We start from the raw sequence: 26912 nt of genomic DNA on the forward strand, positions 1-26912 counted from the left end.
ACAAGGACGCTACAAGGATGTAGCTTATTAGAGAACGCAGGAGCACGTTCTCCTGAATAACCATTCTCTGCAATCAACGCCGTGCCTCTAAAGCATTTAATTCTCGCTGAATGACCGAATATATGGCAGCAATGAACTTTGAAACCCTATCAATTACTATCTTGCAATCGGAGAGAGTCCATATATGGTATTATTCATAAATACCGTATTCAAACTTGCTAAACGAAGATCTGTTGTTTCAATTCCTAACAGAAAATTAAAAATCATATGACTTAATATAACTGGAACAATCATAAGTACGACAAACCATTTAAGGTATTGAATTGGTGATAGTTCACTATGTTTGGTAGGTATTGTGTTATTTTTTTGAGTGATAATACTAGTCATGTTGTGAGTCCATTCAATGTTAAAATTGGTGAATTCCTTAATTATTAAAATATTAAAAACAGAAATTTCTCAGGCAGGATCTTGTTCTTGAAGTTCATACTGCTTATCCATCAACCCTATATTAAACTTTGTTTGGTAATAACCTTGTGATGTTTACCATCAGTTTGATGATTTATACGCCAAACGATTAGACATAAAAGTACTAAAAGAGCCATAGTAAGATAAGACCCCTCTAAACCAAACTCTCCCCCAGTTATGGTTGAATTACCTGTGAATTTTTGGATTAACAAACCTTCAACTGGAAGTCCGCTCACAGGAAAGCCTAATACTGGCCCTTGCATAAAGTTCCATGTGAAATGGAAACCGATAGGAAACCATAGATCTTTGAAATAGGTATAATACAGCCCTAAAAATATACCTACCAACAATAGGTTTATAAAACTAAGTAACGAAACATCACTATTTCCAGAGTGAAGTATCATAAAAATTAAAGCAGAAATTATTATCGCTATATATTTATGTTGTGAACCTAACAAACTCTTTAAAATGTAGCCTCTTACGAGAAGTTCTTCATTAACAGCAACAATTGAGAAAAGTCCGAAGTACCAAGCAAAGTGATATAAATTAACAGTATTAGTAGATGTTTCAATTAGACCTGAAAATAACAAAATCAGGTAAATAATTATTATGGAAATAACGCCGCCGCCTAATCCAAAGCTAATTTTTTTTAATAAATTTTCACGAGAAAAACCAATCTGAAGAAAAGGTTGTTTATCATAGTTCTTTTGCAATTGGTAAATTAAAAATAAATTAGCCGCAGCTTGTAGCAAAAAAATAAGTGACATTAACTCAATGCCTAAAGCTTCAATATTAAAGTCGTTGGGATTAATAATATTTAGACTAAAAAAAGGAATAAGTATCAACCCTGCCATGAGTTGTGAAAGAATGAGTAGTGTAATAATTCTCGCTATGGGGCTTTTTTTTAATATTTGTAACATGCTTTCCTCCTTGAGTTGTTTGAAACCAGCGGGTTATTCGCTGGTTTCATGGTCATTTTTTAATGAGTTATCTCATATAACCAGCCGCCCAGCTCTTTACCCCAATCTCCGGCTAGCCCACTGCCAATTTCATAACCAATCTCTCTCATTAGGCCACCACCACTTACAGCTTTTAATTCATTTATATTTAAATTTTTCACTATTGACTCCTTAATGTGTTGCATCGTAAACGCCAGCACCAATACCTCTGCCAAGTTCGTTTAGTGCTTCATGGCCAAGCAATAATATTGTCCATAAAATGAGAGCCGCACCACCATTTACAGTAGTTAATTCATTCATGCTTAATTCACGCATAATTAAATTCCTTTTTGTTTCAATTAAATTTACTAATTCCATGTTGAATTAGCCGGTTATTCTCCATTCCTGCAGGTGCAGGAATAGAAGAATTGCTAAGTAGCTTCTTAATGCGACAAATATATTCTTGAAGCAAGAATATTAGAAAGTCTAACAGTAATGTTTTTGATTAGTACCTGTAGAAAGGTTGTGAATTGAAAATGATAATTTTATTAGTAGGTTAAATATAGTTTTTAATAAAAATACAACATAAATCCTCAGCAATTATTGAGTATCTTTGCTGTATCTCGCTTGTAAGTGATGAATAACGGCTAGTTTTTTATCATCCATCGCTAAACGAATATCCTTACTTTGAATACCTTGCTTAAAATAGCTTTGTGCGCTAATTTTCTTTGATTCATTTTGATCGCAAGCCAATTAATGGTGTTTGGAATTCGCAATGTACTGGATACTTCTTCAATACTATCATACTGATTGAGTTTAGAGGTTTCTGTTTATTTTTGTGTATCGAAGTTGTAGTGCATGGCTAGCTAAATTCAAGCTATCTGCTATTTCTGATTGAAGAATTAACTCAACCCTACGTCCTGTTGTAAAATTTAAAAAGTAGACTTATCTAATGTTGTCTTTTTATTACGACATGATCCTTTTTGAACATTTGTTTTTGAATATATTAGCGACAATTATTGATACTAAAACCAAGGTTGAAACGATAAAATTACTTACACTAAGCCCTAAAAATGAACACGTCATTACAGGCATAATTACAAAGATGCTAAACGCAAGTATCAAAGAGCCAAAATAACAAACGGCTAAACTCTTATATTTATTTCCCATAATACCACCATATAAAAGGGGAGAGTTCTCCCCTTACAAATTAACTAGTCGCTAAAGTATAACCAACACCTACAAGTGTACTAAGTCCATATCCAATAAGGCCACCTATTGGCCCGCCAATTGCAAAACCAGCTACAGCACCAGCCCAACCGCCAGCGAGTGTCATAGCAATACCACCAGCAGCACCACCACCTTGAACTTCTTTCATTTCACTTACCTTTAATTCACGCATATTTAAATTCCTTTTTGTTTCAATTAAATTTACTAATTCCATGTTGAATTAGCCGGTTATTCTCCACTCCTGCAGATGCAGGAATAGAAGAATTGCTAGGTAGCTTCTTAATGCGACAAATATGTTCTTGAAGCAAGAATATTAGAAAGTCTAACAGTAATGTTTTTAATTAGTACTTGTCAAAATGTTGTGAATTAAAATTATTATATTTATCAATCGGTTGTTGAATTTTATTTAATGAAAATACAATAAAATATTAGGTGTTTATTCGGGATATGTCGTATTTAATAGAAAATGTGACTGCCCCTGTGTCAGGATAAAAGCCTAGTAAAGATGAGAGAGTTAAATTATTCAAAAGTTACACATTTTGATAAGTGTAAGTTTTGCTTTATTCATTCTTATAATCATTTAAATATAATCCTAAAAACACTATATAGCCAAATAAGACTATAATTAATAACTCATCAAAAACAGTATCTAATAAAGGTTTTACTGCAAATAAAATGGCAATTAAGCAGATAGAAAAACCAAGTATTCTTAGTGAAGCTTTAAAGAATGTTTTACCGTTAAATTTTTGTTTGTTGTGAAATACTAATATTAGAAAATGTATGGTGACACTAATTAGTAGCAGAATTAATATTTCTAACATGTAAGCCCCTTTTATTGTAATGAAATGAGGGGGGAAGCCCCCTCTAGAATTTATGCAAATTTATTCCATAATTTTTTCAAAGCAGCACCCGCAGTAACACCAACGGCAAAATCTGCTAATAAGATTAATGGTAATAACCCAGCTGAAACTTGTTTTGATTCTTCAATTGTAAGTTCTTTCATGCTTAGTCCTCTGACAACCAGCCAGCAGCTATGCCTACAACTGTTGCTGTTCCACGAGGATTTGCTATGATTGCCCTTCCAGCAGCCATACCTAAGTGAAATGCACCATATGCAACCCAACCTAAAAACACTACACCACCATTTACAGTGGTTAATTCATTCATGCTTAATTCACGCATAATTAAATTCCTTTTTGTTTCAATTAAATTTACTAATTCCATGTTGAATTAGCCTGTTATTCTCCACCCCTACAGATGCAGGAATAGCAGAATTGCTAAGTAGCTTCTTAATGCGACAGATATGTTCTTGAAGCAAGAATATTAGAAAGTCTAACAGGAATGTTTTTGATTAGTACTTGCAGAAAGGTTGTGAATTAAAAATGATAAGTTTATTAGTCGGTTAAATCTATTATTTAATAAAAATACAATAAAAATCCTCAGAAATTATTGAGTATTTTTGATGTGTTGGGCTTGTAATTGTTGAATAATGGCTAGTTTTTCCTTATCCATCGCTAAACGAATATCTTTACCTTGAACGCCTTGCTTAATATATTTTTGCGCGTTAATTTTACTTGACTCATATACAACGTGTCTTAAAAACTGTGTTTGCAAAGTGCAGTTTTCATCGTGCTTTGATGCCTGACATGCAATGAGAAAATCTTCAAAAGCATCTGGCTTTCGCCAAACATCTAAATCATTGAGTAATGATAAAACTTTTTTGTCAGCTAAAGTAAGTACGTGTTCAACGTGTTGTTGATGAGCGAGCAATTTTGTCGCAAGCCATTTAATGTGGTTTGGAATTCGCAACGTATTTGCTATATCTTCAATACTAGCAATATTTTCATGCTCAGAATCAATTGAGTTAAGTGATGGCAGTTTATTTTTAGTATATCGGAGCTGTTGAGCTAATAAGGCAAATCTAATTGATAATGAATCCGTGACGTTAACAGATTGGGTTAATGGCTCTAAATAAGGGTATTCAGCATAGGCATCGGCTAAGTTAGGCCAAATTTTATCAAGTGCTTTACATTGAACTAATATTTTAATAAAAATATCAGGATTATTTTCCGATAAAGACTTAGCAAACTCTTGCCAAATACGTTCACCAGATAATGCATTTAACTCGTTTGATTGACTAATTTTCGTCATCAAAGCAAGTGTTTCCGGTGCAACACTAAATCCTAAATAATGATATCGCGCGGCAAATCTAGCTACTCTTAGCACCCTTAGCGGGTCTTCAATAAAAGCATCAGATACGTGGCGAAGTACTCTATTATTTAAGTCTATCTGGCCATGGTATGGATCTATTATATGACCGTCACTGGTCATTGCCATTGCATTAACGGTTAAATCTCTTCGCAATAGATCTTGCTCTAAAGTTACTTCTGGCGATGCATTACACACAAAGCCTCTATAGCCTTGTCCTTGTTTTTTCTCAGTACGTGCCAGAGCATATTCTTCTTTAGTTTCTGGGTGAAGAAAAACAGGAAAATCTTTACCGACTTGCGTAAAGCCAAGTGATAACATTTGTTGAACGGTTGTGCCTACCACCACATAATCGCGTTCTTTAATCTCACGACCAAGTAAATGATCTCGCACCGCACCACCCACAAGGTAATGTTCAATAGGAAGTTTTTTTTGACTGTTTTTCATGAGAAGAAATATCGCACAAGGTTTAGTGATCATTAACGGTAATCATTCTAACATAACATTGTTTTTTCTTATATGCGGGCCTTTGACATCGTTGAAGATACGGGTTAATTTGCTTTAGCCTTTTTCACCAGTAAATTATTTTTATGTATACGGCTTATTTTGGATTAAGTGAAGCGCCTTTTACTATTGCCCCAGATCCTGCTTATTTATTTTTAAGTGATCGCCACCGCGAGGCGTTATCACATTTAACGTATGGTCTTGGTGATAACGGCGGCTTTGTTTTACTTACAGGGGAAGTTGGAACGGGTAAAACTACCATTAGTCGAACGGTAATGGAAAAACTACCAGAAAATACACAACTCGCATTTATTTTAAATCCTACGCTTTCATGTGAAGAGTTGCTTGCTACGATTTGTGATAATTTAAAAATACGCTATAAAAAAACAGGCGCAACGTTAAAGTACCTTACTGATAAAATCCAACAAAAATTGATTAGCAATCATGAGCAGGGAATTAATACATTAGTTATTATTGATGAAGCGCAGCACTTACAAGCGGAAGTGTTAGAGCAATTACGTTTACTTACTAACCTTGAAACGAATACCAAAAAGTTGCTTCAAGTGATCTTAATTGGTCAACCAGAACTACAGCAGTTATTGCAACGCAGAGACTTACGTCAACTTGCACAGCGTATTACTGCTCGTTATCACTTAATGCCACTAACGCAACAAGAGTTGACAAGTTATATTCAACATCGCCTTTCGGTTGCAAATTGCACTCGCAACTTGTTCAATAAAAGTGCAATAGCAGCGATTCATAAAATATCACAAGGCATTCCACGTGTTGTTAACTTGTTGTGTGATCGCGCGTTGGTGTTGGCCTATAGTGACAATCAAGCTGTTGTTAATAAAAAAATAGTGATAGAGGCGGCACATGAAGCATTAGGAGAAGCTGTGAAGCCTTCACTATGGCAATCGCTTTCAGTTAAAGCTGCGATTATGTCAGTTACTATGATTTTATCGCTATTGATAGGTGTGTGGCTTGCGAATAATGGTAAATTCTTCAATGATGAGAAACAGGTATCATCTAATTCAACATTAGGCAACCAAGAGCCTGATGAACAACTAATACCATCTGCTCCCACACAGAAAAACACAACAGATAACCTAGCGCTGCAAAATGATACCAACCTAGAAACTAACCTACCTGCTCAAAAGGCGAAGCATGCTAACCAAACGGAGATTAGCCAAGCGATTGAGATTTTAGCTAAAAAAACATCTGTAGATGAAAAATCAACCGAACCCAGTCAAACAGAAGAAAAAACTTCAGCACCTTTGGTTTTAGGTTACAACGCAAAAGCTTACCAAGAACAACAGAAAAAAAGTGCTATCACCTTAAAGGCCGAAGAGGGAGTGTCTGAGGAAATACTGGAACTGTTTAAAGAAGCGGTGAAAGAAACTGAAGACGAACCGATTAACAAGAACGAAAACCAATCAATTGAAAATGTTGATTATTCATCAATTACTGCTTTACATCAAATGCCTGCTACTTTTCAAGATGCCTTACCACCACTTAGTTTTGAAATGCATATGTTTGAAACCGAGGGCAACGGTTGGGTTAGGGTAAACGGACGTGACTTCAAAGAAGGCGAGCATATCGCTAATGATGTTTTATTAGAAGCTATTTTGCCACAAAAAGTGATATTAAACTTTAGAGGTGAACAGTTTTCCATGCCTGCGCTATCTAATTGGTGATCCTAAATGCTTTTGTGTGATTAAGATTCTCTAGGTCATTAGTCGATAAAAGCATTTTTGAAAAAGCCTAATAAATTAATATTGAAATCTTCTGGTTTAATGCAACAATCAATTTGATCTTTATATTTACTTTTTGAAAGATCAATTTCTTCAATTGAGATAGCTTGATTTAAGCGAGTATTATAAAAAACTTTGACAAAGGGGCGTAACGGCTTGCTTTTGTTTAGCTGGCTAATCAAGCCTAACTTCCCACTATTAAGTTTTACCAGTGTGCCTACAGGATAAACGCCTAAGCATTGAATAAACTTTTCGACAAGCTCTTCGTCATACTTGGTTGGCGCTTCTGCAACAAGCGTTTTAAAGGCTGAAATTGGTGAAACAGCTGACTTATACGGCCGCTCGCATGTCATCGCATCGTAGCTATCAACGATCGCAATCATTTTTCCGTATTTAGATGTTGCTTTGCTATTTAAGCCATGAGGGTAACCACTACCATCAGCTCTTTCATGGTGTTCTTGTATCATTCGCATTGCGATATGAGATATCTCAGGGCTATTTTCTAGCAGCTTTAAACCCAGTGCAACATGACTACGCATTATTTTTTCTTCTTGAATAGTCAAAGAGCCACGTTTATGAAGTATTTCTTTTGGGATTAATACCTTACCAATATCGTGTAAGAATGCGCCTAAAGTGAGTTCTTGTACAATACGCTTTTCAAGGGCTAAGTGTTTAGCAAAGACTGACATTAGAATGGCCACATTTAACGAATGTTCAAATAAATAAGAGTCTTTAGATTGTAAGCGGGTTAAACAAGTCAGTGCGTCTTGATTTCGAAAAACAGAATCTACGAGAGAATCGGTTGTTTGACTTATGTTTTCTTGATTAAGGGTACGGTTTCGTTTAACTGACGCTAAAATGTTCTCTTGTAAGTCTCGCGCGCTCATATAGAGCTTATTGGCTTTACGCATTTCTTGATCAAGTGAAACATCAGGTGTTGAATGCTTAGTAGGAACGGTTTGAGTAACTGTAATTTCACCTAATACTCGGTCAATTTTTTCAACTGATTTTTGTTTAGTTGTATCAACAATGACGTAGCAAACATTTGCTTTTTTTAATTGGTTTATTGTTTCTTGATCTGAAACATAACCTTCTGATTTTATTTCGATATTGTCATTATCTATGATTGATGTGACATACATTCCTAAGGTTAGGTTGGATAAAGGAATTTTTTCTAAAATTGCTTGCGAGTTTGATGATGCCATTACAAAACAAATTAAGTGATAACGTGAATATTTGAATTTAACACGTTATCACTTAAGCTTTCAATCAGCTAATACGCTATTGCCATGCAGGCATGTTCGCTTCAAAAGCTTTAATTTTGTCTAGTTTGTTTAGGGTCCAGCCTACACTGTCTATACCTTCTTCAAGACAATACTGGTGGAACTTATCTACGTTAAATGAAAAAGTAAAATCTTCTCCTTTTACAGTATTATTGATTAAATCAACTTCAAGCGTAAGGTTACCAGCTTCTGTGCGTGCAAATAATGTATTAATTTGATCTTCTGGCAAAGTAATGGGTAAAACACCAATGTTGATACAGTTACCATAAAAAATATCAGCAAAGCTAGGAGCAATAATAACTTTAAAACCAAACTCTTGTATTGCCCAAGGTGCATGCTCTCTACTTGAGCCACAACCAAAGTTTTCTCTGGTAAGTAAAATACTAGCGCCTTGGTAGGCTGGTGCATTTAAAATGAAATCAGGATTATCTTGATGCCCATCTGCATCAAGATAGCGCCAATCATGAAATAGATGCTGACCAAAGCCAACACGTTCCGTTTTTTGTAAAAATTGCTTAGGTATAATTTGATCGGTGTCTACATTTGCTGCATCTAACGGAGCAACTAAACCCGTATGTGTTGAAAACTTTTCCACGTGAACACTCCTATGCGTTTAAATCGACAAAATGACCTTCAATAGCTGCAGCAGCTGCCATTTCAGGACTAACTAAATGGGTTCTACTACCTCGTCCTTGACGACCTTCAAAGTTCCTGTTGCTTGTTGAAGCACAGCGATCGCCTGAATTTAGTTTGTCGTCATTCATACCTAAACACATAGAGCAGCCTGGCAAACGCCATTCAAAACCTGCTTGGGTGAATATTTTATCTAAACCTTCGCTTTCTGCTTGTGCTTTTACGCGATATGAGCCAGGCACAACAATAGCTGTGACTTCTTTGGCACACTTATCACCCTTAGCAATATATTTTTCAACAACTGAAGCTGCTGCGCGTAAGTCTTCAATTCGAGAATTAGTGCATGAACCAATAAACACGTTATTTACTTTGATATCGGTAATCTTAGTTCCTGCGGTTAGCCCCATATACAATAATGCTTTCTCACATGAATCACGTTCAACAGGATCTGAAAAGTCGCTAGGAGATGGTACTACAGCGTCGATTTCGATGACCTGACCCGGTGTTGTGCCCCAAGTCACTTGGGCTTTGATATCTTTTGCTTCTAGCGTTAATACGCTATCAAATACTGCATCGTCATCACTTTTCAACGATTTCCAATCGTTTACCGCTTGTTGCCATAAGTCACCCTTAGGTGCGTATTCACGGCCTTCTACATAATCGAAAGTTGTTTGATCTGGGGCGATCAACCCTGCTTTAGCACCAAACTCAATACTCATGTTGCAAACGGTCATTCGCTCTTCCATGGAAAGCGCTTCTATTGCTTCGCCACAATATTCAACCACATAACCAGTTGCTCCTGCGCTACCTGTTTTGCCTATGATGGCTAAAATAATATCTTTCGCGCTTATGCCCGCACCAACGTTGCCTTTAACTTCAATTTTCATTGTTTTTGCTTTAGTTTGGCGCAACGTTTGCGTGGCAAAAACATGTTCCACTTCAGAGGTACCGATACCAAATGCTAAAGCGCCAAAAGCACCATGGGTTGCTGTATGAGAGTCACCACAAACAATAACAGTTCCTGGTAATGTTAGTCCTAATTCTGGCCCCATTACATGCACTATGCCTTGGTTTTTGTGTCCCATACCGAAAAGTTCGATACCGAACTCTTTACAGTTTTTTTCTAACGTTCGTAATTGGTTTGCTGCGCCTTCACCTGCTGCCGTAATTTCAATTGATCGGGTAGAAATATTGTGATCCATCGTTGCAATTGTTCGCTCTGGACAGCGTAATACTCGGTTATGAAATCGTAAATTAGCAAAGGCTTGTGGTGAAGTTACCTCGTGGATCAAGTGACGATCTACATAAATTAAAGGTGTTTCTCCTTGTTTTTCTTCAACAAGGTGGCGCTGCCATAGTTTATCGTAAAGTGTGCTCGCCATGATCTAGCTCTCCTGAATAAAGTTGCAGATTATATCACCCATTTCACGGGTCGATTTTGCATTGTTAATTTGTTCTGCAGGTAATAAATCACCGGTAAAATAACCTTTATCTAATGCCTTCGCTACCGCAGACTCAATCGCCGTGGCTGCTTCATCTTGGTTAAGGCTATAACGCAAAAGTAATGCTCCTGAAAGAATTTGAGCAATTGGATTTGCAATACCTTTTCCAGCAATATCGGGTGCACTACCACCAGCGGGTTCGTACATACCAAAACCTTGTTCATTAAGGCTTGCAGAAGGTAAAAGCCCCATTGAACCTGTGATCATTGCACAAATATCCGATAAAATGTCACCGAATAAATTCGAACAAAGCATGACATCGAATTGCGCAGGATCTTTGACTAACTGCATGGCTGCATTGTCAACATACATATGCTCTAACGTTACATCGGGGTAATCTTTTGCGATTTCATTTACAACTTCGCGCCATAAAATGGAGGTAGCAAGTACATTTGCTTTGTCGATAGAGGTTACCTTTTTGTTTCTTTTTTGTGCCGCTTCAAAGGCTAATTTTGCAATGCGTGTGATTTCAGCTTTGGAATAAATCATGGTATCAAAGCCTGCTTCTTCAGCCGTACCAGCATTTTTTCTGCCTTTTGGCTCACCAAAGTAAATGCCGCCAGTAAGTTCTCGCATTACTAAAATATCAAAACCAGCCGCTGAAATATCTGCACGTAAAGGAGATAAGTTAGACATGGCAGATTGTAATTGTGCAGGTCTCATATTACAGAATAAGCCAAAATGTCCACGTAGGCCTAGTAAAGATGCACGTTCGGGTTGTTCTGTTGGTGGTAGGTCTTCCCACTTAGGGCCACCAACAGAGCCGAATAAAATGGCGTCAGCTTTCTCACAACCATCAATGGTTGATTGAGGTAGCGCTGTACCGTGATTGTCGATGGCACAACCACCGACATCATGACTTTCGAAATTTAAATTAAAGTTGTATTTTTTAGCGGCAGCTGACATAACTTTGACCGCTTCTTTCATGACTTCTGGGCCGATACCATCACCGGCTAATACTGCAATGTTTGACATGTGTTTTTTGCCCTTATTATGTGTATGAATGAGTTAGCGAGTTCACACTCATTCTTATTATTCGCTTATTTTTTTCTGCTCTTTAATTTCAGCAATGGTTATCGCACGGTGAATGCTGTTTAAACAGTGCACTAATGCTTGCCCTGATGCTTCAATGACATCTGTAGCTAAACCGTAACCATGAAAATTTCTACCTTGCCAAGCAACAACAAGATGAGCCTGACCAAGTCCATCTTCACCAGAGCCTTTGTTTGAAATTTTATAATCACTTACTTCAAAATCAACATCTACAGATTGCTTTATCGCTTGGTATAACGCATCTACTGGACCATTTCCTGTCGCGGATGAAATCTGACTTGTATCACCGATTACTAACTTAATACCTGCTGTAGCATATTCTCTGCCTCCAGATTGCACGTTGATAGATTCAAGTGTGTAGTGGTCTTTTTGGTCTTGCTGTTGAATGTTAAACAACAGCGCTTCTAAATCATCATCAAACACTTGGCCTTTCTTATCAGCTAACGCTAAAAAGTCTTTATATAGCTTATCTAATTGGTAATCTGATTCTTTATATCCAAGGCTCTCCATGCGATGTTTAATCACATGTCTGCCACTTCGCGAAGTTAAGTTTAATTTAGTTTTCGCAATACCAACGCTTTCAGGTGTCATGATCTCGTAAGTATTCGCTGCTTTTAACATGCCATCTTGATGTATACCTGATGAATGACTAAATGCATTGCTACCTACAATCGCTTTATTGGGTTGTACTGGCATATTACAAAGTTGGCTAACTAACTTTGAAGTGCGAGCGATTTCTTGATGGTTGATATTTGTTTTCACCCCTAACATATCTTGGCGAGTTTTCATGATCATCGCTATTTCTTCTAATGAACAATTACCCGCTCGTTCGCCAATGCCATTGATCGTTGACTCAATTTGTCTTGCGCCAGCCTGTACCGCAGAAATTGAATTAGCAACGGCTAATCCTAAATCATTGTGGCAATGTACGGAAATAACTGCTTGATCTATGTTAGGCACGCGATTAAATAACTGGGTGATTATACCGCCAAACTCATCGGGCAGTGTGTAACCAACTGTATCGGGGATGTTTACGGTTGTCGCACCGGCTTTAATGGCGCTTTCTACCATACGACATAAGTTATCAATTGGTGTTCTTCCTGCGTCTTCACAAGAAAATTCAACATCATCAGTAAACTTTCGTGCAAATTTTACCGCATTAATCGCCATTGCTTCTACATCGTCAAAGCCTTTGCGTAATTTTTGCTGTACATGAACATCTGAAGTAGAAATAAAGGTGTGAATGCGAAATTGTTCTGCAACACTTAATGCGTCGCCACATGCTTGTATGTCAGCTTCTACTGCTCTTGCTAAACCACAAACTACTGAGTTTTTGACGGTTTTGGCAATTTGTTGTACTGAGTGGAAATCACCTGGTGATGAAACGGGAAAACCAGCTTCAATAATATCAACACCAAGTCGCTCTATTGCTTGTGCAATTTGTAGTTTTTCATGTACTGATAAACTGGCTGTTAATGCTTGTTCACCATCGCGTAAGGTGGTATCGAATATGATGACCTGATTATCCATTTTGTTTCCCTTAAAGTGTATGTCTAAACATGCGAGCATAAAAAAACCCGCGTTGAGTAGCGCGGGTTTTAGTGATTCTTTCTGTTTAATTTAATTCTTCAACAGTCACCTACAAGCTATCCGCGCAATGTTAATGCGAGGAGGAGGAGGTTTAATGTGTTGTTGAAGTTAAATTTCATTATTTGCTATGTTTGCCTTAGCACTAAACGGCATTTTTATTATTGCTGTTTAGTAATTAATTGTAATTTTATTACATCAGTGAACTATTAATAGCGTATTTACTCAAATTTTGTCAAATAAAATTTAAGAGTAAAGTTTTCTAAGGTTATTTGTATATCGTATAAGAAATGATTTTTTATTAGAGAACATAAGCTTATAAATTGGTATTCAATATAAATACCTCTCGAACAGAGTGATGAAAATATAGCTTACCATCTATATGAATAATGCAAAGCTAGTTCAAGATAGGTGTTGAAAAAAAGTATACAATGTGATGCTGGATTACTAAAAGGTGTATCCAGCATCAAATCAGTGAGCAATAACTTACAAGTTATACTCAACTTTTGCAAAGGCACTTATATTGTTATCAGTTGTATTGGTGGATTGATAGCGTGAGCGACTAATATCCATGCCTAGAGTAAAGCGCCAATTTTGGTAACTATGTTGTACTTTGCTAAAAAGCTGTACCATGTCTTCTGCTATTGGTGTTAAGGTGTTACCAATTAATGGGTTTTCAGGTGCTTTATCGCTGTTGTCTTTATTTAATTGTAACCAACGCAATTTAAATGCTAACTGAGTGTTTTTAGCTGCAATGGTATTGGCACCTAGCACTAAACTTGTTGCGTCATTTTCATAAATACTACCGATTGAACGGCCGTGATAACGCATTCCTGTTTGATATATTTTGTGTTCGTAATAGCAATCACCGATTAGGCTCGTACCATCACCATTTACGCCATCTCGACATGTCGCATAAGTGTCGGTTCCCTCTAAAAAAACGTTCCAATAATAATTAAAAGCCATCAATTGTGTTTCTATACCAACTTGATAGCGTTCTTCACCTAAAATACTTAACCCACCTTTTCGATCCCCATCTTCTGCAAAACTGGTAAAATAAATAGCGAACGGATGTGATAATAGTGATGAAGACCAGCGAATATCATAACCCGCTAATTGGTTGCCGGGTTCTTTACCAGCAGCGCATTCTTCAATAGTAGGGCCATTGCCTCCACAGTTGTCTAAACCTTTCAACACATCAACAAACGTACCTAAGTCACTTGGTCGTCCGTCTCCCCCCCACTGGGCGAGCCTAGAGATACCAACTTCTAAATTTTTTATTGGATTAAAGTTTAAACGAAATCCCCATAATAGGGCGTTTTTGACGATCCTTTCATCATCTAATTTTCCCATAAATGTAGTAACTGTCCATGGAATTTGATGCTCAGTAAAAGGTATATTTACAGGGATTGCAGATTTTCGGCTTAAAGCTAAGGCTGGCATTGATTGGGCGTTGCTTGTTAAGCTGAGGCTAGTATCTAAACCTGGCCCCCACCAACGGTCTTGCATACCAGCCGAAAAAACCCAGTTACCAAGAAAGAATGCGCCATAACTACCATCAAAACTGGTGTTTTCACCATAAGCGTTGTTTGGACGGTAATGCGTGGATATATTTATGGCAAAACGATCATTCATCCAGTTGGTCGCTACATTTAGATGGCTATCATTACGGTAATCTTCACCGTAACTAGTAAATCGTTTATTTTCATTAGCGATACTCGCTGTAATTGTTTTACTGTTACGTTGAGCCAGCTTTAATTGATGTTTAACATATAAAAGCGCTTCACGGCTTCTTTCGTCCAATTTACCTATGTAGACGTTGTTTAGATCGCGTGAAATATCATGCCACATTAAGGGGTATGTAGTGACAGGTGTCTTTATAATACCATTGTCGACTAACCATTGAATATTAGCTCGTAAAAAAACATTGCTTGTATCTATCCAAGGGTCTGCTTTTACGGATAAAGTTAAACAAGAAAATAGCGCTAAAATTACATGAAATTTTTTCATAAATGTTACTTTGTTATGTTATTTTTTCGAGCACTTCTCTTAATTTAGTGCTTGAGGTATGTGATGTGTATGGGAAGTAAATAATTTCTACACCAAATTCAGCAAATTCTTGTTCTATGTTGTTCCATTTATCAGTGCCTTTCCAGTCATCACCTACAAACATAAGATCGAACTTTAAATTGTTCCAAGCTTCTTTTTTATCGTAATTGACTTGCGGCACAACTTCGTCAACAAATTTGATATTTTCAACGATCTCCATTCGTTCAGGAAAGGGGATTATGGGTTGTTTATTTTTTGCTTTTAAACATAGTTCATCACTTGTTACGCCCACAATTAAATAATCGCACTCTAATTTAGCCCGTTTAAGTACGTTGAGGTGTCCAATATGGAACAGATCAAAAACACCTGTGGTATAACCTATTTTTTTCATCAATAATTCCTAAAGCTTAAAGCGATACTAATTCTACACAAAGCAATTTAGCTTAGGTAGGATTCTATTTAGTTATTTTGTAAATATTGAATAATACGTTCACTTGCTTTGCCATCGAGTTTCCCTGCTAATTTCTCAGCAAAAGATAAACGTGTTTTTTCTAAGAGTTCAGGAGTTGATAAATGTTCCTCAACAAGTGTTGCTAATTCTTTATACGTTTTAGCGTGCGCTGCAATATCTGCATACTCTCCGTAGTCTTGGTCCATGCGCTTTTTAAAGCGAAAGGAAAAAATTCCACGGTAACTCCACCGTAATTTTAAAAAATCACACCAAATAACAGGTTTGTTTAAGGCTGCGAACTCAAATAACGCTGATGATGCATCACTAATTAATAGATCTGCGGATGCCATGAATGGAATAAGGGAATAATCGTGTACTTCAGCTAAATAAACGTTTTCATACTTTTGCCAGTGCAAAAGTAATGTTTGTTGTGCTTTATATTTATCTTTACTTAGAGAAAAATAATGGGGTTTAATGATAATATTGTATTGCTTAAATTCATTTGGCCAATCTTTGGGAAAACACTCAATACTGCTAGGATAAAAAGTAGGTGCGTATAGTATTGTTTTTTTAGAGGGGTCGAGCTGATGGTCAACCAATTTAAATTCAACAGGTTCATTATTAATAATAGGATCTAGCTTGCAAAAACCAACATCGATGAAGGTATCATTAGGGTACATAGCCTCAAAGCGTTTTGTGCGGTAATTACCTTCAACAAATCTAACAGTGGTTGGAGTATCAGATTTATGGTAATAACTGGCTTTAGGACCTATACCGTGACCAAGTTGCACAGATTTACTTACTTTATGAACATCTTCTAAGTAAGGAAAACTATTGGCAAAAAATATCCAATCAGCAGTTTGTGTTTGATAAAACGTTAAAGCCTGCTCTTCATTTTCAACCCAAAGATAATTAAGCTGTTCTTGCTCGATTATTGATTGGATAATTTCATCGTGTACACCATGATAAAACACGAAAGTAGCACTTCCAGTATCCTGCTTTATAAGTTGGTGATATACGGGTAAGTATTGAGGTAAATAATATAAATGAAGTACGTCGAATATAAGATGCATAATGGCAAATAAGTGTAATTTAAGCGAAATTTTTCGTTTATATTAACATTTATTTGCCATTTAGTTGCAGCTATTTATTTCCAATTATCCATACTAGAACGTTTTCTAGCTGCGAGCCTTGGTAAAACGAGGCCAAGTATAAGACCGATTGCCAACACGATAGCACCATTAAAAAAATACTCTTTCTTTAAGGCTAAATCTTGGTTATCAACTTTTGATTGCGCAGTATCCAAATCACGCGTTAATGCCGTAATTTTTTTATTTAACGCTTTTTCATTGGCTTTAAGTTGATTAATTTGCTGATTGGCCAACGACAAGCTTGATTCAGATTGTTCGACACTTTCTTCTTGATTGGCTAATTTTGTATTTAACTCAGCGATAGCAACACGCATGCCTGGCGTTTTACTTAAATACTTGCTTTCTACCCAGGTAATTCTATCGCGCGGATCAATGATTTCCGTGTATCCATTAGATTCATTGCCGGTAAGTTTAATTTCATCACCTGCATTTACACTACCTACGATACGATAATTAGCTCCCGCACCTGCATGCATATAAATAAATAAATCATCGATAATATACGCTGATTCTTTCGGTTCTTGTTGTGATTCTTCAGATAAGGCCTGTGGCGCTAGTAGCGACAACGTTGCAATCACCAGACATGTTATTATTTTCATTTAGTTACCTAAATACACCTTTTTCTTTCTTTGATGATGAAAATAGTAGGGCTTTGACACGACGATAGCAAGCGAAAAATATTGCACCCCCGCGTTAGCTTTTGTATGGTAAACTAAATAAAAGCCAACTTTACCGTAGAGTTTGTAAGATATAGCTAATGATCACCGAAGTTGAACTTAAATTCTTGATTTTAAGTGATGATGTATCTGAAAGAATCAAGCAATTATTAACAAGTCACCAGATACCCTATCAACATAACGTTAGAAAATTACACAATTGTTATTTTGATACCCCCGATTTAAAGCTTAGGGCATTGGATTGCGGCCTTCGTATTCGTCAATATGAAACGCACTTAGAGCAAACCATTAAAACATCAGGAAAAGTGCTTGGCGGGTTGCATCAACGTCCAGAATACAATATTACTGTTGAGCATAATTTTCCGGATTTGTCTTTATTTCCAAACAGTATTTGGCCTGATGATGCTAATGTTGAAGCCATTCAACGCGAACTAACTTCTTTATTTTCGACAAATTTTCAGCGTGAAACATGGCTTGTAGATATTGAGGGCAGTAAAATTGAAATGGCGCTTGATCAAGGTGAAATTCTATCGGATGGCAGACAAGAGGCTATCAATGAAATTGAACTTGAATTAGTTGAAGGTGATGTATCTGCATTATATAACTTAGCAACATTATTATTTTCTCAACTTTCATTGCGTGCCGGCATTCACAGTAAAGCTGCAAGAGGTTATCGACTTTTTGCTGATAAGCCATTTAATTACAGCGTCGCCCTTTTTTTTAGCGATGACAATACACAAAATAACACACAACAATGGTTTATTGCCGCACTGAGCCATTATTTGCAACAACTTCAATTAGCGACTGAAAGTTACCTGACAAATAGAAAGTTATCAGCGCTCATGCAAATGGTAGAAATATTGTCTATTATCAGACATGGCTTTTGGCTGTACGATGAAATTATTACTGAACATAGTAAAGAAATTAGGCGAGAATTAAGCCATTTTATTCAGTTATTTGCTTGGGTTGATAGTGCCATTTACCTTAAAGAAGTGATGAATAAAACCGGAAATTATCGCAAAAAACTTGAATATAGCCAGCAGTTAATCGAGCAACTTAAGCTTGAAAAGCGAAGATTTCCTGATGCTGAAATGGTGTCAGAGCTATTACACAGTGAACGCTTTAATCAATTACAGATGCGTTTATTACAACTTATTTTAAATGATGATCCCTCAAAGGCGTTTTTGCCCGTAGCACAGCCTTCATTACTTCCTTTTGCACGTGAACAAATGAATAAAAGTTTAACAGAGCTCCATGTTGCAATTGAAGCCATTGATCCAACAGACGCTGAACAGTTTCTAGATAAGCGAAAAGTGCTTCATCGTTGCTTGTTAACGGGCAACTGGTTTGGTCATCTTTTTGATCAGCAACATCGTCATCACTTTAGAGTTCCTTGGCTTGATATGCAACAAGGGCTATCTGAATTACAAAGTTTATGGATTATTAAACAGCAATTAGAAAAACTTGCAGACGATAACAATGAATCTGTCGTGAAAGTCATTACGTGGCAGCAAAGAAAGGTTGAAAATTTACTTGTTGCCTTATCACATACTAAAGATGCTGCATTATCATTGCCCGCCTATTGGCAAAATTAATCATCATGATATTACTGCGTTTTCTGCTTACGTTAAGCTTATTGTTCACGTTGTCGATTCAAGCGAGTGTTTACGCTTTACCTACTTCTAAAAGTAGAGTTATTGGTGAAGATGTCAGACATGAGGTATTACCTGGAGATTACTTTCAGGCGCTGGCTGAGTATTATAACGTAGGTTTACTTGCCTTGATTGAGGCTAACCCTAATGTAGATCCCTTTTTGCCGCCGGTTGGCTCACATATCATTATACCTAAGCGCATGATTTTACCGTATGCAGAACGCAAAGGGATCATCATTAACCTTGCGGAGCTGCGCTTATATTATTTCCCTCCTGAAGAGTCACTTGTTTACGTTTTTCCTGTTGGTATTGGCCGTGAAGGTTTATCAACGCCAAATTTAATCAGCGTTATTGGTGATAAACGTAAAAACCCTGTTTGGCGTCCGCCAAGTGCCTTACGGCAACGCTACAAAGAAGAGCATGGTATTGACTTAGCAAAAGAAATCCCACCAGGGCCTAATAATCCCTTTGGGAAATACGCATTAAGAATAGGCACTAGTGAGTATTTAATCCACGGCACAAATCAAAGAATGGGTATAGGATTAAGAGTAAGCTCTGGTTGTATACGTATGTATGCTGACGATATTGAATGGTTGTACCATAATATTCCCGTAGGCACACAAGTAAAAATTATCGATCAGCCGATAAAAATGAGTTATGAAGCCCAAGGACGTAAATATATTGAGGTGCATAAACCGTTAAGTGAATTTCCTCATGCTAAGAAGCATCAAATGTCTGAAGCGGTAAATGCTTTTTTAGGAGAAAGTATTACCAATGAAAAAATAAAACAATTACTTGCAGAGCAACAGGGGGTTGTTTACGCGTTGAAGTAATGAAACAACACATTACTTCAACGAGTTTGTAATGTGATTATTTTTTAAAACTTGAAGAAATGTTATGTAATTTTTGAGTGGTTTGCTTGTTAGCATTTTGTAATTGGGTCAGTTTACTTTCCGTTTTCTGATGTTGCTCTTTTAGTTTACTCACTTCAGTTGTCAGCTTATCTACTTTGTTTGATAACGTACTAACTTGTTGCTCAAGATTGTTCGAGCTTGCACAACCAGTAAATAAAACGATGGCGGTCAAGCCAGTAAATATCGTTGTTTTCATTTTCACTTCCTTAATCATTCTTATTGTTACTTACCATAGGTTCAATCTTTTCTACAAGCAAGTCTAATTTTTGTTCTAGCTTTTTATTCATCGCTAAAATTTCGGCATTTTGTTTCCGTAATTCACGATTTTTTACATTAGTATCTGAAAAACCGAGCAATTTTGATGCGACCAATGCACCTAAGCCGCCAATGATACCAACACCAGTGATGAACATCATGGTGACCATAACGCGACCAATAATGGTAACGGGGTACTGCGAGCCAAAGCCAATAGTAGTGCTAGACATAATCATCAGCCATAAGGCATCGCCAAAGCTTTGAATGGTAGCACCTTCAGTGCCAACTTCAGCATAATAAGTAATACAGCCTAATAGTAAAATTAATGTTGCCATAGATAAAATACATAACATAGCAACATACCGCGTTTTATAATTAACTACGCCAAATTCATCAACAGAATATAGTTTGCTTTTACTTGAAGTGATTTGAAAGACAGAAGACATGTGTTTATCGTCCTTGTAATGTGAAAGTTTTAGTTACAATCGAGGATAAAGCATTAACTAATTGAATAGGATACTGCAGGAAGATAAAAGTGAAACGTGCAGAAGTTACTTTCATTTTTTGTAAATTATCAATTGAAATATCGAGTACGGCACACATATACAGTGCCTATTGTTGTTCTTTATCCACATGAATAACTAAATCTTCCATTAATTTTCGTTTAATTTCAAGTTGCTGGCTTGCATCTAAACCATATTTTTCAGCAAGTGCTTGATAATCTTCACCAGAAAGGCTCACGGTAAGACGGGGACGTTTAGGTCGCTTGTTAACAGGTAACCCCAAAATTTCTCGAATTCTATCAGAAGGACTTAAGCCCGATTCTAGTGCCTCTCGACGAATATGCATTTGAAATCGCTCGTCAAGATCAAAAGCGACTTGGGTTGCTTTTGCTGCTTTGACAGAAGATTGCCATTTTTCAGGGATTTTTCTACTCACAATTTAGCTTCCTGGATACATATCGATAATATCTGTTGTCGGACGATATAAGGTTAAGAAGATATCTGTGTCGCCGTCTGTCCAAACTTCTGCTTCAATGCCTTTATCTTCATCTTGATTAAGTAATTGGTAGCGCTCTAATTGCTCACCAGCTTCTTTACCTTCAAAAGGTGAAAGTGATTCAGAACGATGATCTTTACGATGAAAATAACCTATTTGTGCAAAAATTCGTTGATGGTATTGTTGATCACTCCATTGAGAAGTATTGTCGTTATCAGCTATTCTATCAAGCGTAGCATTGCCAGGCTCTTCAAATAAGAGTGAAAACTGGTCAAGATCAAATAATGTTTCTACATCATTATGTTCAATTTTTATGGCAAACTTTAAGTAAACTACATCGTCTATATCTAGCGATAAAAACAATTGATGATCACTATTACCCGTGAGTACCCACTCTGTTTCAGTTTGGTGCTCGAATTCGTAACTATTAACGGCTGATACTTCAAATTGTTGTTCACGTAATATTTCTGGCAGAGCAAAACTGTCAGTTAATTGAATAATATCTCCAGTAATTAAATCATTTACCTGAGTAATTTTTCTTGGAGCCGGTTTGTCTTTGCTAAAAATATTTTTAAATAAGCTCATTTTTAATACCAAAAAAAGGCCACTTGGTTGGGAGACAAGTGGCCAAAGGGTTAAAGTTTGACTATTTCTGTTTTGCTTTTAAGCGTTCAAGGACAGAATTTGCGCTTTTTTCTTGCTCGCCAATGCCTGCTGCCTTTAACTTAGCCTCTAATGAATTATCGGCATTTTCTGACTCTAATACTTCAGCAGCTTTTAGTCGATCATCAAACTTCTGTTGCTTTGCTTTGATCCGCTCTAAAGAATCTTTAGCGCTTAGCAATTTAGAGTTGCTTGATGAAAAGTTATCAGTAATTGCAGACGTTGCTTTTTGCACGCTTTCTGTGGTTTTTACCATTGATAATTGACGTTTGTGCTCTTGCACCTGACGCTCACTTTTCTTCACCAATTCTTTTAATCTATTGGCATTCGTTTCAAAGCTATCTAAAGACTGCTGTTGAGCGCTAAGTTCAGTTTCTAGGGCTGAGATTTTTTCAGCAACTGCAAGTGCTAAGGCCTCATCGTCTTTTTCAAGTGCTTGCACTGCGTAGCCTTCATGCTCAGTAATTTCACGCTTGATACGGTCAACTTCTCTACTTGAAGCCATTTGTTGTGCCATAACACCAGTTAAATCACGTTTAGCTTTGGTTAAATGGTTTTCCGCATCACGAATTTCTTGTTCGAAAATGCGCGTTGCGTTTGCGTCTACCACGGCTTCGCCAACTTCAGTGGCACCACCACGGATCGCAGTCATAACTTTTTTAAAAATGCTCATAATATTACTCCAGTAATAGGGTGGTTATAATAAAAAGTCACTCATGTCGTCGATAACTTCGACGGCATTATTACTTAATACAGCAAGCTCGTGTTCAACATCGCTATAAGGTGAATTAATTGATAAGGCACCAAAAATTACATATTTATCACCCACTTTAGAAAATGAAGAAAGTGGCATAGGTATGTTCATTTCTAACATGGCTTCATGCATATCTGCTCGGGTATCTTGCTTTACTTCATCTTCACCCCAAAGGTAGGTAATGCATAGAATTTGATCATCTGTCACCGAAACAAAAATAGGTAATTCTTCACGTCCAATTACAGTGATCTGCAATACATCAACTTCACCTGAAATAGGTTGGCAATCAAATACCATTCCTGTTTCTGAGTCATCTGCTAATGCATTCAAGTGATTCGCTATTTTGTGAATATTCATTTGATTCCTCATCTCTAAAAGCTCGATAACATGTTATCGAATTTATCTACGACATATTATGTCGATGTGCTAAATGTAACATCGTGACATAATATGTCAAATGTATTGTTGTCATTAATTTATTATTGATTATAAGCACTATTTAATCCTTGTTGTTCACGCCAAGCTTGTTGGTGCAGTTGATAAATAGTATGACTGCCTAAATAATTTATGGGGATATTTTTTTGAGTCTGATAAAAATCAGTCGAAAACTCAAAAGCGCCAAGCAACATAGGCAGAGTTAACCAAGTCTGTTTGATAGGTATTGAAGTTAACGCTGAAAGTCTAGTTTTAGGGCTAGCTCCATTTTTTGATGCGATAGTCCAGCCCCACTCGCCGAAGCTAGGTACATTATCGTGGAATTGCTCAACATGGTTAAATCCTGCAGCATTGATTGTTTTACCAATCGCGATAAAAGCGTCTTTAGCATGATATGGACTGGTTGATTGCACGGAAATAAGGCCATCACCTGATAGTAATTGTTTAAGCTTTGCATAAAAACTAACTGAATAGAGCTTATTTAGATCGGGGTGATTAGGATCTGGTAAGTCGACAATAATACTATCGAAAGTTCGGGCCATCGAAAGAAAGTTATCAATGGCAAGAAAAGCATCCTGATGAATGAGCGTTACTCGCTTGTCTTGTAAACTACTCTGATTAAGTTGACGTATTTTCGTTGATAAAGTCGAATTGACGTGGTTTTCTGGGTGTTTGAAAATATTAACCAGTTGTTCGTCTAGATCTATTAGTGTTACTTTTTCAGGTGACCAAGCTAAAACATCTCGTAATGCTAAACCGTCACCACCGCCAATAATTAACACATCATCATGTCTTGCTGATCCTGCTAAGGCAGGAGTTACTAAATAGCTGTGGTAAATATGCTCATCCGCAGACGAAAATTGTAAACGACCATTGAGATAAAAATTTAAAATGGAGGGGCGATCGTTACCTAATTGGCGTTCTGTGAAAGTTAGTTGTTGGTAACGTGTCTTCTCAGTGTAAATCACTTTGTCTAAATATAATAGGTTACTCATGGTATTAAGCCATTGATTACCTTGTTGATAAATAAACAGCAAGCCGATAAACATCACGGTGTGTAAAACAATTAGTAGCTTTCGCCAATGAAGGTGTTGCCAGAAAGCAAAGATAAACACAAAGCCTGCTATTAAATTAAGCCCAGCAGTTAATGCACTTGCTTTGCTGATATCAATGGTAAGTAAAAAAATCACCCAGATAGCCGCACCAATGCCAGCACCTATATAATCTGCACCATAAATGGTACCTAGGTTATTTTTTAAATGCTTTTCGTGTAATGCTTCACGGATCTTAGCTATTAGTGGAATTTCCATGCCAATGAAAAAGCCCAACATTAAGCCGAAAAAATATGGACTATTTAATGCTAACCAAGTGAATTGTTTGATAAAGCCGCCACGAGGGAAAACATCAGGCGGTAGTGCAAAGGTATCACTGATTATTTGTGGCAGTAACTGCGTAATAGCAATTAGGCCTGCAATGATTAAAATTGCCGTAGACCCTATAACCGCAACTAGCAACTCAAGCCAAACAATACCATTAAATGCACAAGAAATTTTACGTGCAGCGAAAGCGCCTAAACCCATGGCGACAATCATTAAGCCGATCATGGCGTAAATAGCGCTTTCCATTATACCGAGCACACGCCCAGCATAATGAGAAAGTAAATATTCGTATATTAAACCACAGCCGGCAAGCACAGCCATGGAAAGTATTAATAATACATCGTACCAAAATAGCCGATTTTTAAAAAATCTGGGCAACGTTTTACGCCATTAATGCCGTTAAGATTAACGCGATAGAAATACTGATCGCCATTTCAACGCTTGCTACGCCAATATTATGCTGTTGGTCTACTTCTTCAACTAAGTTAATTCCCCATAGTATTAATCGTTTAGCAATAGCGGTTAATAACGCCACCAATAAGGTCATGAGTATACTGAATACAAACCAACCCACTAATGTTTCAAACAGGGTGTCTGGGCTGTAAACTAAAAAGTAACTCGCTGCTGTTACTGCTAAAGCTGTACTAATAACTTGGCCGGCATAACGGATGGCTAACGCGTCTTGGCCGTTTGCAAAAGCTTCTTGCATGCTATCTCGTTGGTTATTTTTTGCGTACTGCTTTTCTTTTATGCGTGTTACAAGAACTAGCATTGCTTGAGATACTACAAAGCCTGATACGATAGCAATAAAAGTACTGGCATCTAATCCATGTACCCAAAGCAATACTGCGCGAATAATAATGGCTGTTGCTATTGCACCAGCAGCATCAACAATACCCACAGTTACGTTACGTGCTTTAATTTGTTCTGTTTTGTTGATTTGGTTGAGCGCTAAACGATCGTGAATCACTCGGCCGATTTTAATTAAAATTAACCCTAATAAACCATAAGAAAGCATTCCAATTGCTTCCATCGCATAGCTTTCTGCATTTTCGCCTGTAATGGCTCCGGTTAAAACAATGCCTAATGCAGCGACACTGCCAGCGACACTGATACCAAAAGCAAAGTTATCTTCTTTTGAAAGCTCATCTGTTGCATTTACTTGGGCAGAAATACCAGAAATAAACTTCATAAAACCAAGTAAAAGAATTGCAATAGATATATCAATCGCAAGATAGATTAGCAGGTCTGCATTGAGGCCAATATTTTCAAGTAAGGTATTCATATTAATTCCTTGCGTTTGTTGCTCTTATTTTCCGCGACGAAAACTACGAGATGTAGTGTTGGCACTATTTCTAAAACTGGCATTCTTGCTGTAGCTCGAAGATTTTTTCGCATAACTGCTTTTTGCGCGATTGCTTTTTGCAAATTTATTAGCGCTTGATTGCGCACTTCTGCTTTGACCAGATAATGCTGAAGCACCAGATTTATTTTTACTATAAGGACTGGTAAATCGTTGGCCTTTATTGCTAAACGACTTTCGCGTACGTGTTTCTAACTGTGATTGTTTACGAAGCTGCGTGGGCGAACTATAGCGTGTACGACCATAATCATGGTAGTAACTATAATTGCGGCCTTTACCCCATTGGTGATAGTAACGTTTGCGATTATAACCAAACATGTTATCCATCATAGAATAAACACCGTACCATGCCCAAAATGACATACCGCTGCTGTTTGTTTGCCATTGGCCATAATTGGGATTACCGACTAATTGCTCACCTACACCGAAGTCCTGTGCTTTATTTGCTTGCAAACTTTGTGATTTACTTAGTGCATTAACACGTGGTAACGCGCCATCTGACATGTCTGCTAACACATTGAGAGGATCACTTAATGCGTCAGAATATAGCGTAGGGTCTGCTGCTTGATAAATGTTGAGTAACTCTGCGAATGCAGCTTCATTACTGGCAAACATTTGCGGTTGCTGTTTTACGGTGTTTAATCGATCTACAAGTGCTTTATACATAGGGCTTTGTGTCGTTGAATCTTTCAAAAACTCTTCAACAACAGGGCGCAATTGCGGTTTACTCTCAATCAATTGCTCTGCATACTGTTTGATTAGTGTTGCATTGCGCACATTACCAGAGGCCAGCGCATCACCAAGCTGTGTGATTCTCTGCTCGGTTAATGGCGTTTGTTGCGCTATTTTGTCAATATATGGATCAGAGCATCCTATTAGCAGCAATAGAATAACGATGATTAGCGATTTTGTTAACTGGTGCATTTCTGCCATAGTTCCCTCAAAAATGCTATGATTATCATTCATTAATAGCATTGTTGACATAATATGTCTATTGATATTTTGTTAACTAG

30 protein-coding genes are annotated in these 26912 nt (G+C 37.1%); 3 read left to right on the forward strand and 27 right to left on the reverse strand.

Going from position 1 to position 26912, the window contains the following annotated elements; genetic code table 11:
* Positions 1-503: 503 nt before the first annotated feature.
* The 9 genes from BI291_RS15650 to BI291_RS15680 form a co-directional block, all read right to left on the reverse strand.
* Positions 504-1385, reverse strand: a complete 882-nt coding sequence (locus BI291_RS15650) for a CPBP family intramembrane glutamic endopeptidase (RefSeq protein WP_074499795.1) — start codon at positions 1383-1385, stop codon at positions 504-506.
* A 59-nt stretch (positions 1386-1444) separates the two neighbouring features.
* Positions 1445-1585: a bacteriocin gene (locus BI291_RS18345; RefSeq protein WP_175573141.1), complete on the reverse strand. Its 141-nt coding sequence runs from the start codon at positions 1583-1585 to the stop codon at positions 1445-1447.
* Positions 1586-1595: 10 nt separating this feature from the next.
* Positions 1596-1739, reverse strand: coding sequence for a hypothetical protein (locus tag BI291_RS18455; protein ID WP_175573142.1), 144 nt, complete (start codon positions 1737-1739; stop codon positions 1596-1598).
* Between the two features lie 264 nt (positions 1740-2003).
* Entirely contained in the window at positions 2004-2156 is a 153-nt protein-coding gene (locus BI291_RS18460) for a hypothetical protein (RefSeq protein WP_175573143.1), read from the reverse strand.
* A 457-nt stretch (positions 2157-2613) separates the two neighbouring features.
* On the reverse strand, positions 2614-2805 hold the full coding sequence (locus tag BI291_RS15665; protein ID WP_217693846.1) for a hypothetical protein: 192 nt from the start codon (positions 2803-2805) through the stop codon (positions 2614-2616).
* A 388-nt stretch (positions 2806-3193) separates the two neighbouring features.
* Positions 3194-3454: a hypothetical protein gene (locus BI291_RS15670; protein ID WP_074499804.1), complete on the reverse strand. Its 261-nt coding sequence runs from the start codon at positions 3452-3454 to the stop codon at positions 3194-3196.
* Between the two features lie 50 nt (positions 3455-3504).
* The gene (locus tag BI291_RS18700; RefSeq protein WP_303046032.1) at positions 3505-3636 is read right to left on the reverse strand and encodes a hypothetical protein; all 132 of its coding nucleotides are present in this window, start codon (positions 3634-3636) and stop codon (positions 3505-3507) included.
* Positions 3637-3638: 2 nt separating this feature from the next.
* Positions 3639-3815, reverse strand: coding sequence for a hypothetical protein (locus BI291_RS18465; RefSeq protein WP_175573144.1), 177 nt, complete (start codon positions 3813-3815; stop codon positions 3639-3641).
* Between the two features lie 264 nt (positions 3816-4079).
* A complete protein-coding gene (locus tag BI291_RS15680; protein WP_083602125.1) occupies positions 4080-5288 on the reverse strand; it encodes a hypothetical protein in 1209 nt (402 codons plus the stop codon).
* Positions 5289-5431: 143 nt separating this feature from the next.
* Here BI291_RS15680 and BI291_RS15685 point away from each other — a divergent pair, with 143 nt between their 5' ends.
* Entirely contained in the window at positions 5432-7042 is a 1611-nt protein-coding gene (locus BI291_RS15685; protein ID WP_074499809.1) for an AAA family ATPase, read from the forward strand.
* 38 nt (positions 7043-7080) lie between these two features.
* Here the strand turns inward: BI291_RS15685 and BI291_RS15690 are convergent, their stop codons facing one another.
* The 9 genes from BI291_RS15690 to BI291_RS15730 all read right to left on the reverse strand — a co-directional run bounded on the left by BI291_RS15690 (position 7081) and on the right by BI291_RS15730 (position 17407).
* Positions 7081-8304, reverse strand: a complete 1224-nt coding sequence (locus tag BI291_RS15690; RefSeq protein WP_074499811.1) for an HD-GYP domain-containing protein — start codon at positions 8302-8304, stop codon at positions 7081-7083.
* A gap of 76 nt (positions 8305-8380) precedes the next feature.
* Complete coding sequence (leuD, locus tag BI291_RS15695) at positions 8381-8977, reverse strand: 3-isopropylmalate dehydratase small subunit (protein WP_074499814.1); 597 nt, start codon at positions 8975-8977, stop codon at positions 8381-8383.
* 10 nt (positions 8978-8987) lie between these two features.
* Positions 8988-10397: a 3-isopropylmalate dehydratase large subunit gene (leuC, locus tag BI291_RS15700; protein WP_074499816.1), complete on the reverse strand. Its 1410-nt coding sequence runs from the start codon at positions 10395-10397 to the stop codon at positions 8988-8990.
* 3 nt (positions 10398-10400) lie between these two features.
* Positions 10401-11492: a 3-isopropylmalate dehydrogenase gene (gene leuB / locus BI291_RS15705; protein WP_074499819.1), complete on the reverse strand. Its 1092-nt coding sequence runs from the start codon at positions 11490-11492 to the stop codon at positions 10401-10403.
* 57 nt (positions 11493-11549) lie between these two features.
* Positions 11550-13100 (reverse strand): 2-isopropylmalate synthase, encoded by a 1551-nt coding sequence (gene leuA, locus BI291_RS15710; protein WP_074499821.1) that lies wholly within the window; start codon positions 13098-13100, stop codon positions 11550-11552.
* Positions 13101-13643: 543 nt separating this feature from the next.
* Positions 13644-15167, reverse strand: a complete 1524-nt coding sequence (locus BI291_RS15715; RefSeq protein WP_074499824.1) for a capsule assembly Wzi family protein — start codon at positions 15165-15167, stop codon at positions 13644-13646.
* 13 nt (positions 15168-15180) lie between these two features.
* The gene (locus BI291_RS15720; RefSeq protein WP_074499827.1) at positions 15181-15597 is read right to left on the reverse strand and encodes an adenylyltransferase/cytidyltransferase family protein; all 417 of its coding nucleotides are present in this window, start codon (positions 15595-15597) and stop codon (positions 15181-15183) included.
* 68 nt (positions 15598-15665) lie between these two features.
* A complete protein-coding gene (locus BI291_RS15725) occupies positions 15666-16730 on the reverse strand; it encodes a CDP-glycerol glycerophosphotransferase family protein (protein WP_074499829.1) in 1065 nt (354 codons plus the stop codon).
* Between the two features lie 74 nt (positions 16731-16804).
* Complete coding sequence (locus tag BI291_RS15730) at positions 16805-17407, reverse strand: TIGR04211 family SH3 domain-containing protein (protein WP_074499832.1); 603 nt, start codon at positions 17405-17407, stop codon at positions 16805-16807.
* Between the two features lie 158 nt (positions 17408-17565).
* On the opposite strand from BI291_RS15730, the gene BI291_RS15735 reads away from it, so the two are divergent.
* The gene (locus BI291_RS15735; protein ID WP_074499834.1) at positions 17566-19080 is read left to right on the forward strand and encodes a CYTH and CHAD domain-containing protein; all 1515 of its coding nucleotides are present in this window, start codon (positions 17566-17568) and stop codon (positions 19078-19080) included.
* 5 nt (positions 19081-19085) lie between these two features.
* Complete coding sequence (locus tag BI291_RS15740) at positions 19086-19970, forward strand: L,D-transpeptidase family protein (protein WP_074499875.1); 885 nt, start codon at positions 19086-19088, stop codon at positions 19968-19970.
* Positions 19971-20007: 37 nt separating this feature from the next.
* Here BI291_RS15740 and BI291_RS15745 read toward each other — a convergent pair whose 3' ends face one another.
* The 9 genes from BI291_RS15745 to BI291_RS15785 form a co-directional block, all read right to left on the reverse strand.
* Positions 20008-20247, reverse strand: coding sequence for a hypothetical protein (locus BI291_RS15745; protein WP_074499837.1), 240 nt, complete (start codon positions 20245-20247; stop codon positions 20008-20010).
* A gap of 10 nt (positions 20248-20257) precedes the next feature.
* Positions 20258-20752 carry a potassium channel family protein gene (locus BI291_RS15750; protein WP_074499840.1) on the reverse strand — a complete coding sequence of 165 codons (495 nt, stop codon included), beginning with the start codon at positions 20750-20752 and terminating at the stop codon, positions 20258-20260.
* A gap of 166 nt (positions 20753-20918) precedes the next feature.
* On the reverse strand, positions 20919-21248 hold the full coding sequence (locus BI291_RS15755; RefSeq protein ID WP_074499843.1) for a hypothetical protein: 330 nt from the start codon (positions 21246-21248) through the stop codon (positions 20919-20921).
* Positions 21249-21890 (reverse strand): hypothetical protein, encoded by a 642-nt coding sequence (locus BI291_RS15760; RefSeq protein WP_074499845.1) that lies wholly within the window; start codon positions 21888-21890, stop codon positions 21249-21251.
* 61 nt (positions 21891-21951) lie between these two features.
* Positions 21952-22641: a PspA/IM30 family protein gene (locus BI291_RS15765; RefSeq protein WP_074499848.1), complete on the reverse strand. Its 690-nt coding sequence runs from the start codon at positions 22639-22641 to the stop codon at positions 21952-21954.
* 24 nt (positions 22642-22665) lie between these two features.
* The gene (locus BI291_RS15770; protein ID WP_074499850.1) at positions 22666-23079 is read right to left on the reverse strand and encodes a YjfI family protein; all 414 of its coding nucleotides are present in this window, start codon (positions 23077-23079) and stop codon (positions 22666-22668) included.
* 122 nt (positions 23080-23201) lie between these two features.
* On the reverse strand, positions 23202-24914 hold the full coding sequence (locus BI291_RS15775; protein WP_074499853.1) for a polyamine aminopropyltransferase: 1713 nt from the start codon (positions 24912-24914) through the stop codon (positions 23202-23204).
* Between the two features lie 4 nt (positions 24915-24918).
* The gene (locus BI291_RS15780; protein ID WP_074499855.1) at positions 24919-25821 is read right to left on the reverse strand and encodes a DUF350 domain-containing protein; all 903 of its coding nucleotides are present in this window, start codon (positions 25819-25821) and stop codon (positions 24919-24921) included.
* 24 nt (positions 25822-25845) lie between these two features.
* On the reverse strand, positions 25846-26832 hold the full coding sequence (locus BI291_RS15785; RefSeq protein ID WP_074499858.1) for a hypothetical protein: 987 nt from the start codon (positions 26830-26832) through the stop codon (positions 25846-25848).
* Positions 26833-26912: the final 80 nt, after the last annotated feature.

This window comes from Thalassotalea sp. PP2-459, assembly GCF_001913705.1.
GTDB lineage: Bacteria > Pseudomonadota > Gammaproteobacteria > Enterobacterales > Alteromonadaceae > Thalassotalea_C > Thalassotalea_C hakodatensis.

What these genes read in the sequence shown, in the direction of transcription:
- BI291_RS15650 (WP_074499795.1), bottom strand. Translation starts at nt 1,385, where the DNA reads ATGTTACAAATATTAAAAAAAAGCCCCATAGCGAGAATTATTACACTA.
- BI291_RS18455 (WP_175573142.1), bottom strand. Translation starts at nt 1,739, where the DNA reads ATGCGTGAATTAAGCATGAATGAATTAACTACTGTAAATGGTGGTGCG.
- BI291_RS15665 (WP_217693846.1), bottom strand. Translation starts at nt 2,805, where the DNA reads ATGCGTGAATTAAAGGTAAGTGAAATGAAAGAAGTTCAAGGTGGTGGT.
- BI291_RS15670 (WP_074499804.1), bottom strand. Translation starts at nt 3,454, where the DNA reads ATGTTAGAAATATTAATTCTGCTACTAATTAGTGTCACCATACATTTT.
- BI291_RS18700 (WP_303046032.1), bottom strand. Translation starts at nt 3,636, where the DNA reads ATGAAAGAACTTACAATTGAAGAATCAAAACAAGTTTCAGCTGGGTTA.
- BI291_RS18465 (WP_175573144.1), bottom strand. Translation starts at nt 3,815, where the DNA reads ATGCGTGAATTAAGCATGAATGAATTAACCACTGTAAATGGTGGTGTA.
- BI291_RS15680 (WP_083602125.1), bottom strand. Translation starts at nt 5,288, where the DNA reads ATGAAAAACAGTCAAAAAAAACTTCCTATTGAACATTACCTTGTGGGT.
- BI291_RS15685 (WP_074499809.1), top strand. Translation starts at nt 5,432, where the DNA reads ATGTATACGGCTTATTTTGGATTAAGTGAAGCGCCTTTTACTATTGCC.
- BI291_RS15690 (WP_074499811.1), bottom strand. Translation starts at nt 8,304, where the DNA reads ATGGCATCATCAAACTCGCAAGCAATTTTAGAAAAAATTCCTTTATCC.
- leuC (WP_074499816.1), bottom strand. Translation starts at nt 10,397, where the DNA reads ATGGCGAGCACACTTTACGATAAACTATGGCAGCGCCACCTTGTTGAA.
- leuB (WP_074499819.1), bottom strand. Translation starts at nt 11,492, where the DNA reads ATGTCAAACATTGCAGTATTAGCCGGTGATGGTATCGGCCCAGAAGTC.
- leuA (WP_074499821.1), bottom strand. Translation starts at nt 13,100, where the DNA reads ATGGATAATCAGGTCATCATATTCGATACCACCTTACGCGATGGTGAA.
- BI291_RS15715 (WP_074499824.1), bottom strand. Translation starts at nt 15,167, where the DNA reads ATGAAAAAATTTCATGTAATTTTAGCGCTATTTTCTTGTTTAACTTTA.
- BI291_RS15720 (WP_074499827.1), bottom strand. Translation starts at nt 15,597, where the DNA reads ATGAAAAAAATAGGTTATACCACAGGTGTTTTTGATCTGTTCCATATT.
- BI291_RS15725 (WP_074499829.1), bottom strand. Translation starts at nt 16,730, where the DNA reads ATGCATCTTATATTCGACGTACTTCATTTATATTATTTACCTCAATAC.
- BI291_RS15730 (WP_074499832.1), bottom strand. Translation starts at nt 17,407, where the DNA reads ATGAAAATAATAACATGTCTGGTGATTGCAACGTTGTCGCTACTAGCG.
- BI291_RS15735 (WP_074499834.1), top strand. Translation starts at nt 17,566, where the DNA reads ATGATCACCGAAGTTGAACTTAAATTCTTGATTTTAAGTGATGATGTA.
- BI291_RS15740 (WP_074499875.1), top strand. Translation starts at nt 19,086, where the DNA reads ATGATATTACTGCGTTTTCTGCTTACGTTAAGCTTATTGTTCACGTTG.
- BI291_RS15745 (WP_074499837.1), bottom strand. Translation starts at nt 20,247, where the DNA reads ATGAAAACAACGATATTTACTGGCTTGACCGCCATCGTTTTATTTACT.
- BI291_RS15750 (WP_074499840.1), bottom strand. Translation starts at nt 20,752, where the DNA reads ATGTCTTCTGTCTTTCAAATCACTTCAAGTAAAAGCAAACTATATTCT.
- BI291_RS15760 (WP_074499845.1), bottom strand. Translation starts at nt 21,890, where the DNA reads ATGAGCTTATTTAAAAATATTTTTAGCAAAGACAAACCGGCTCCAAGA.
- BI291_RS15765 (WP_074499848.1), bottom strand. Translation starts at nt 22,641, where the DNA reads ATGAGCATTTTTAAAAAAGTTATGACTGCGATCCGTGGTGGTGCCACT.
- BI291_RS15770 (WP_074499850.1), bottom strand. Translation starts at nt 23,079, where the DNA reads ATGAATATTCACAAAATAGCGAATCACTTGAATGCATTAGCAGATGAC.
- BI291_RS15780 (WP_074499855.1), bottom strand. Translation starts at nt 25,821, where the DNA reads ATGAATACCTTACTTGAAAATATTGGCCTCAATGCAGACCTGCTAATC.
- BI291_RS15785 (WP_074499858.1), bottom strand. Translation starts at nt 26,832, where the DNA reads ATGGCAGAAATGCACCAGTTAACAAAATCGCTAATCATCGTTATTCTA.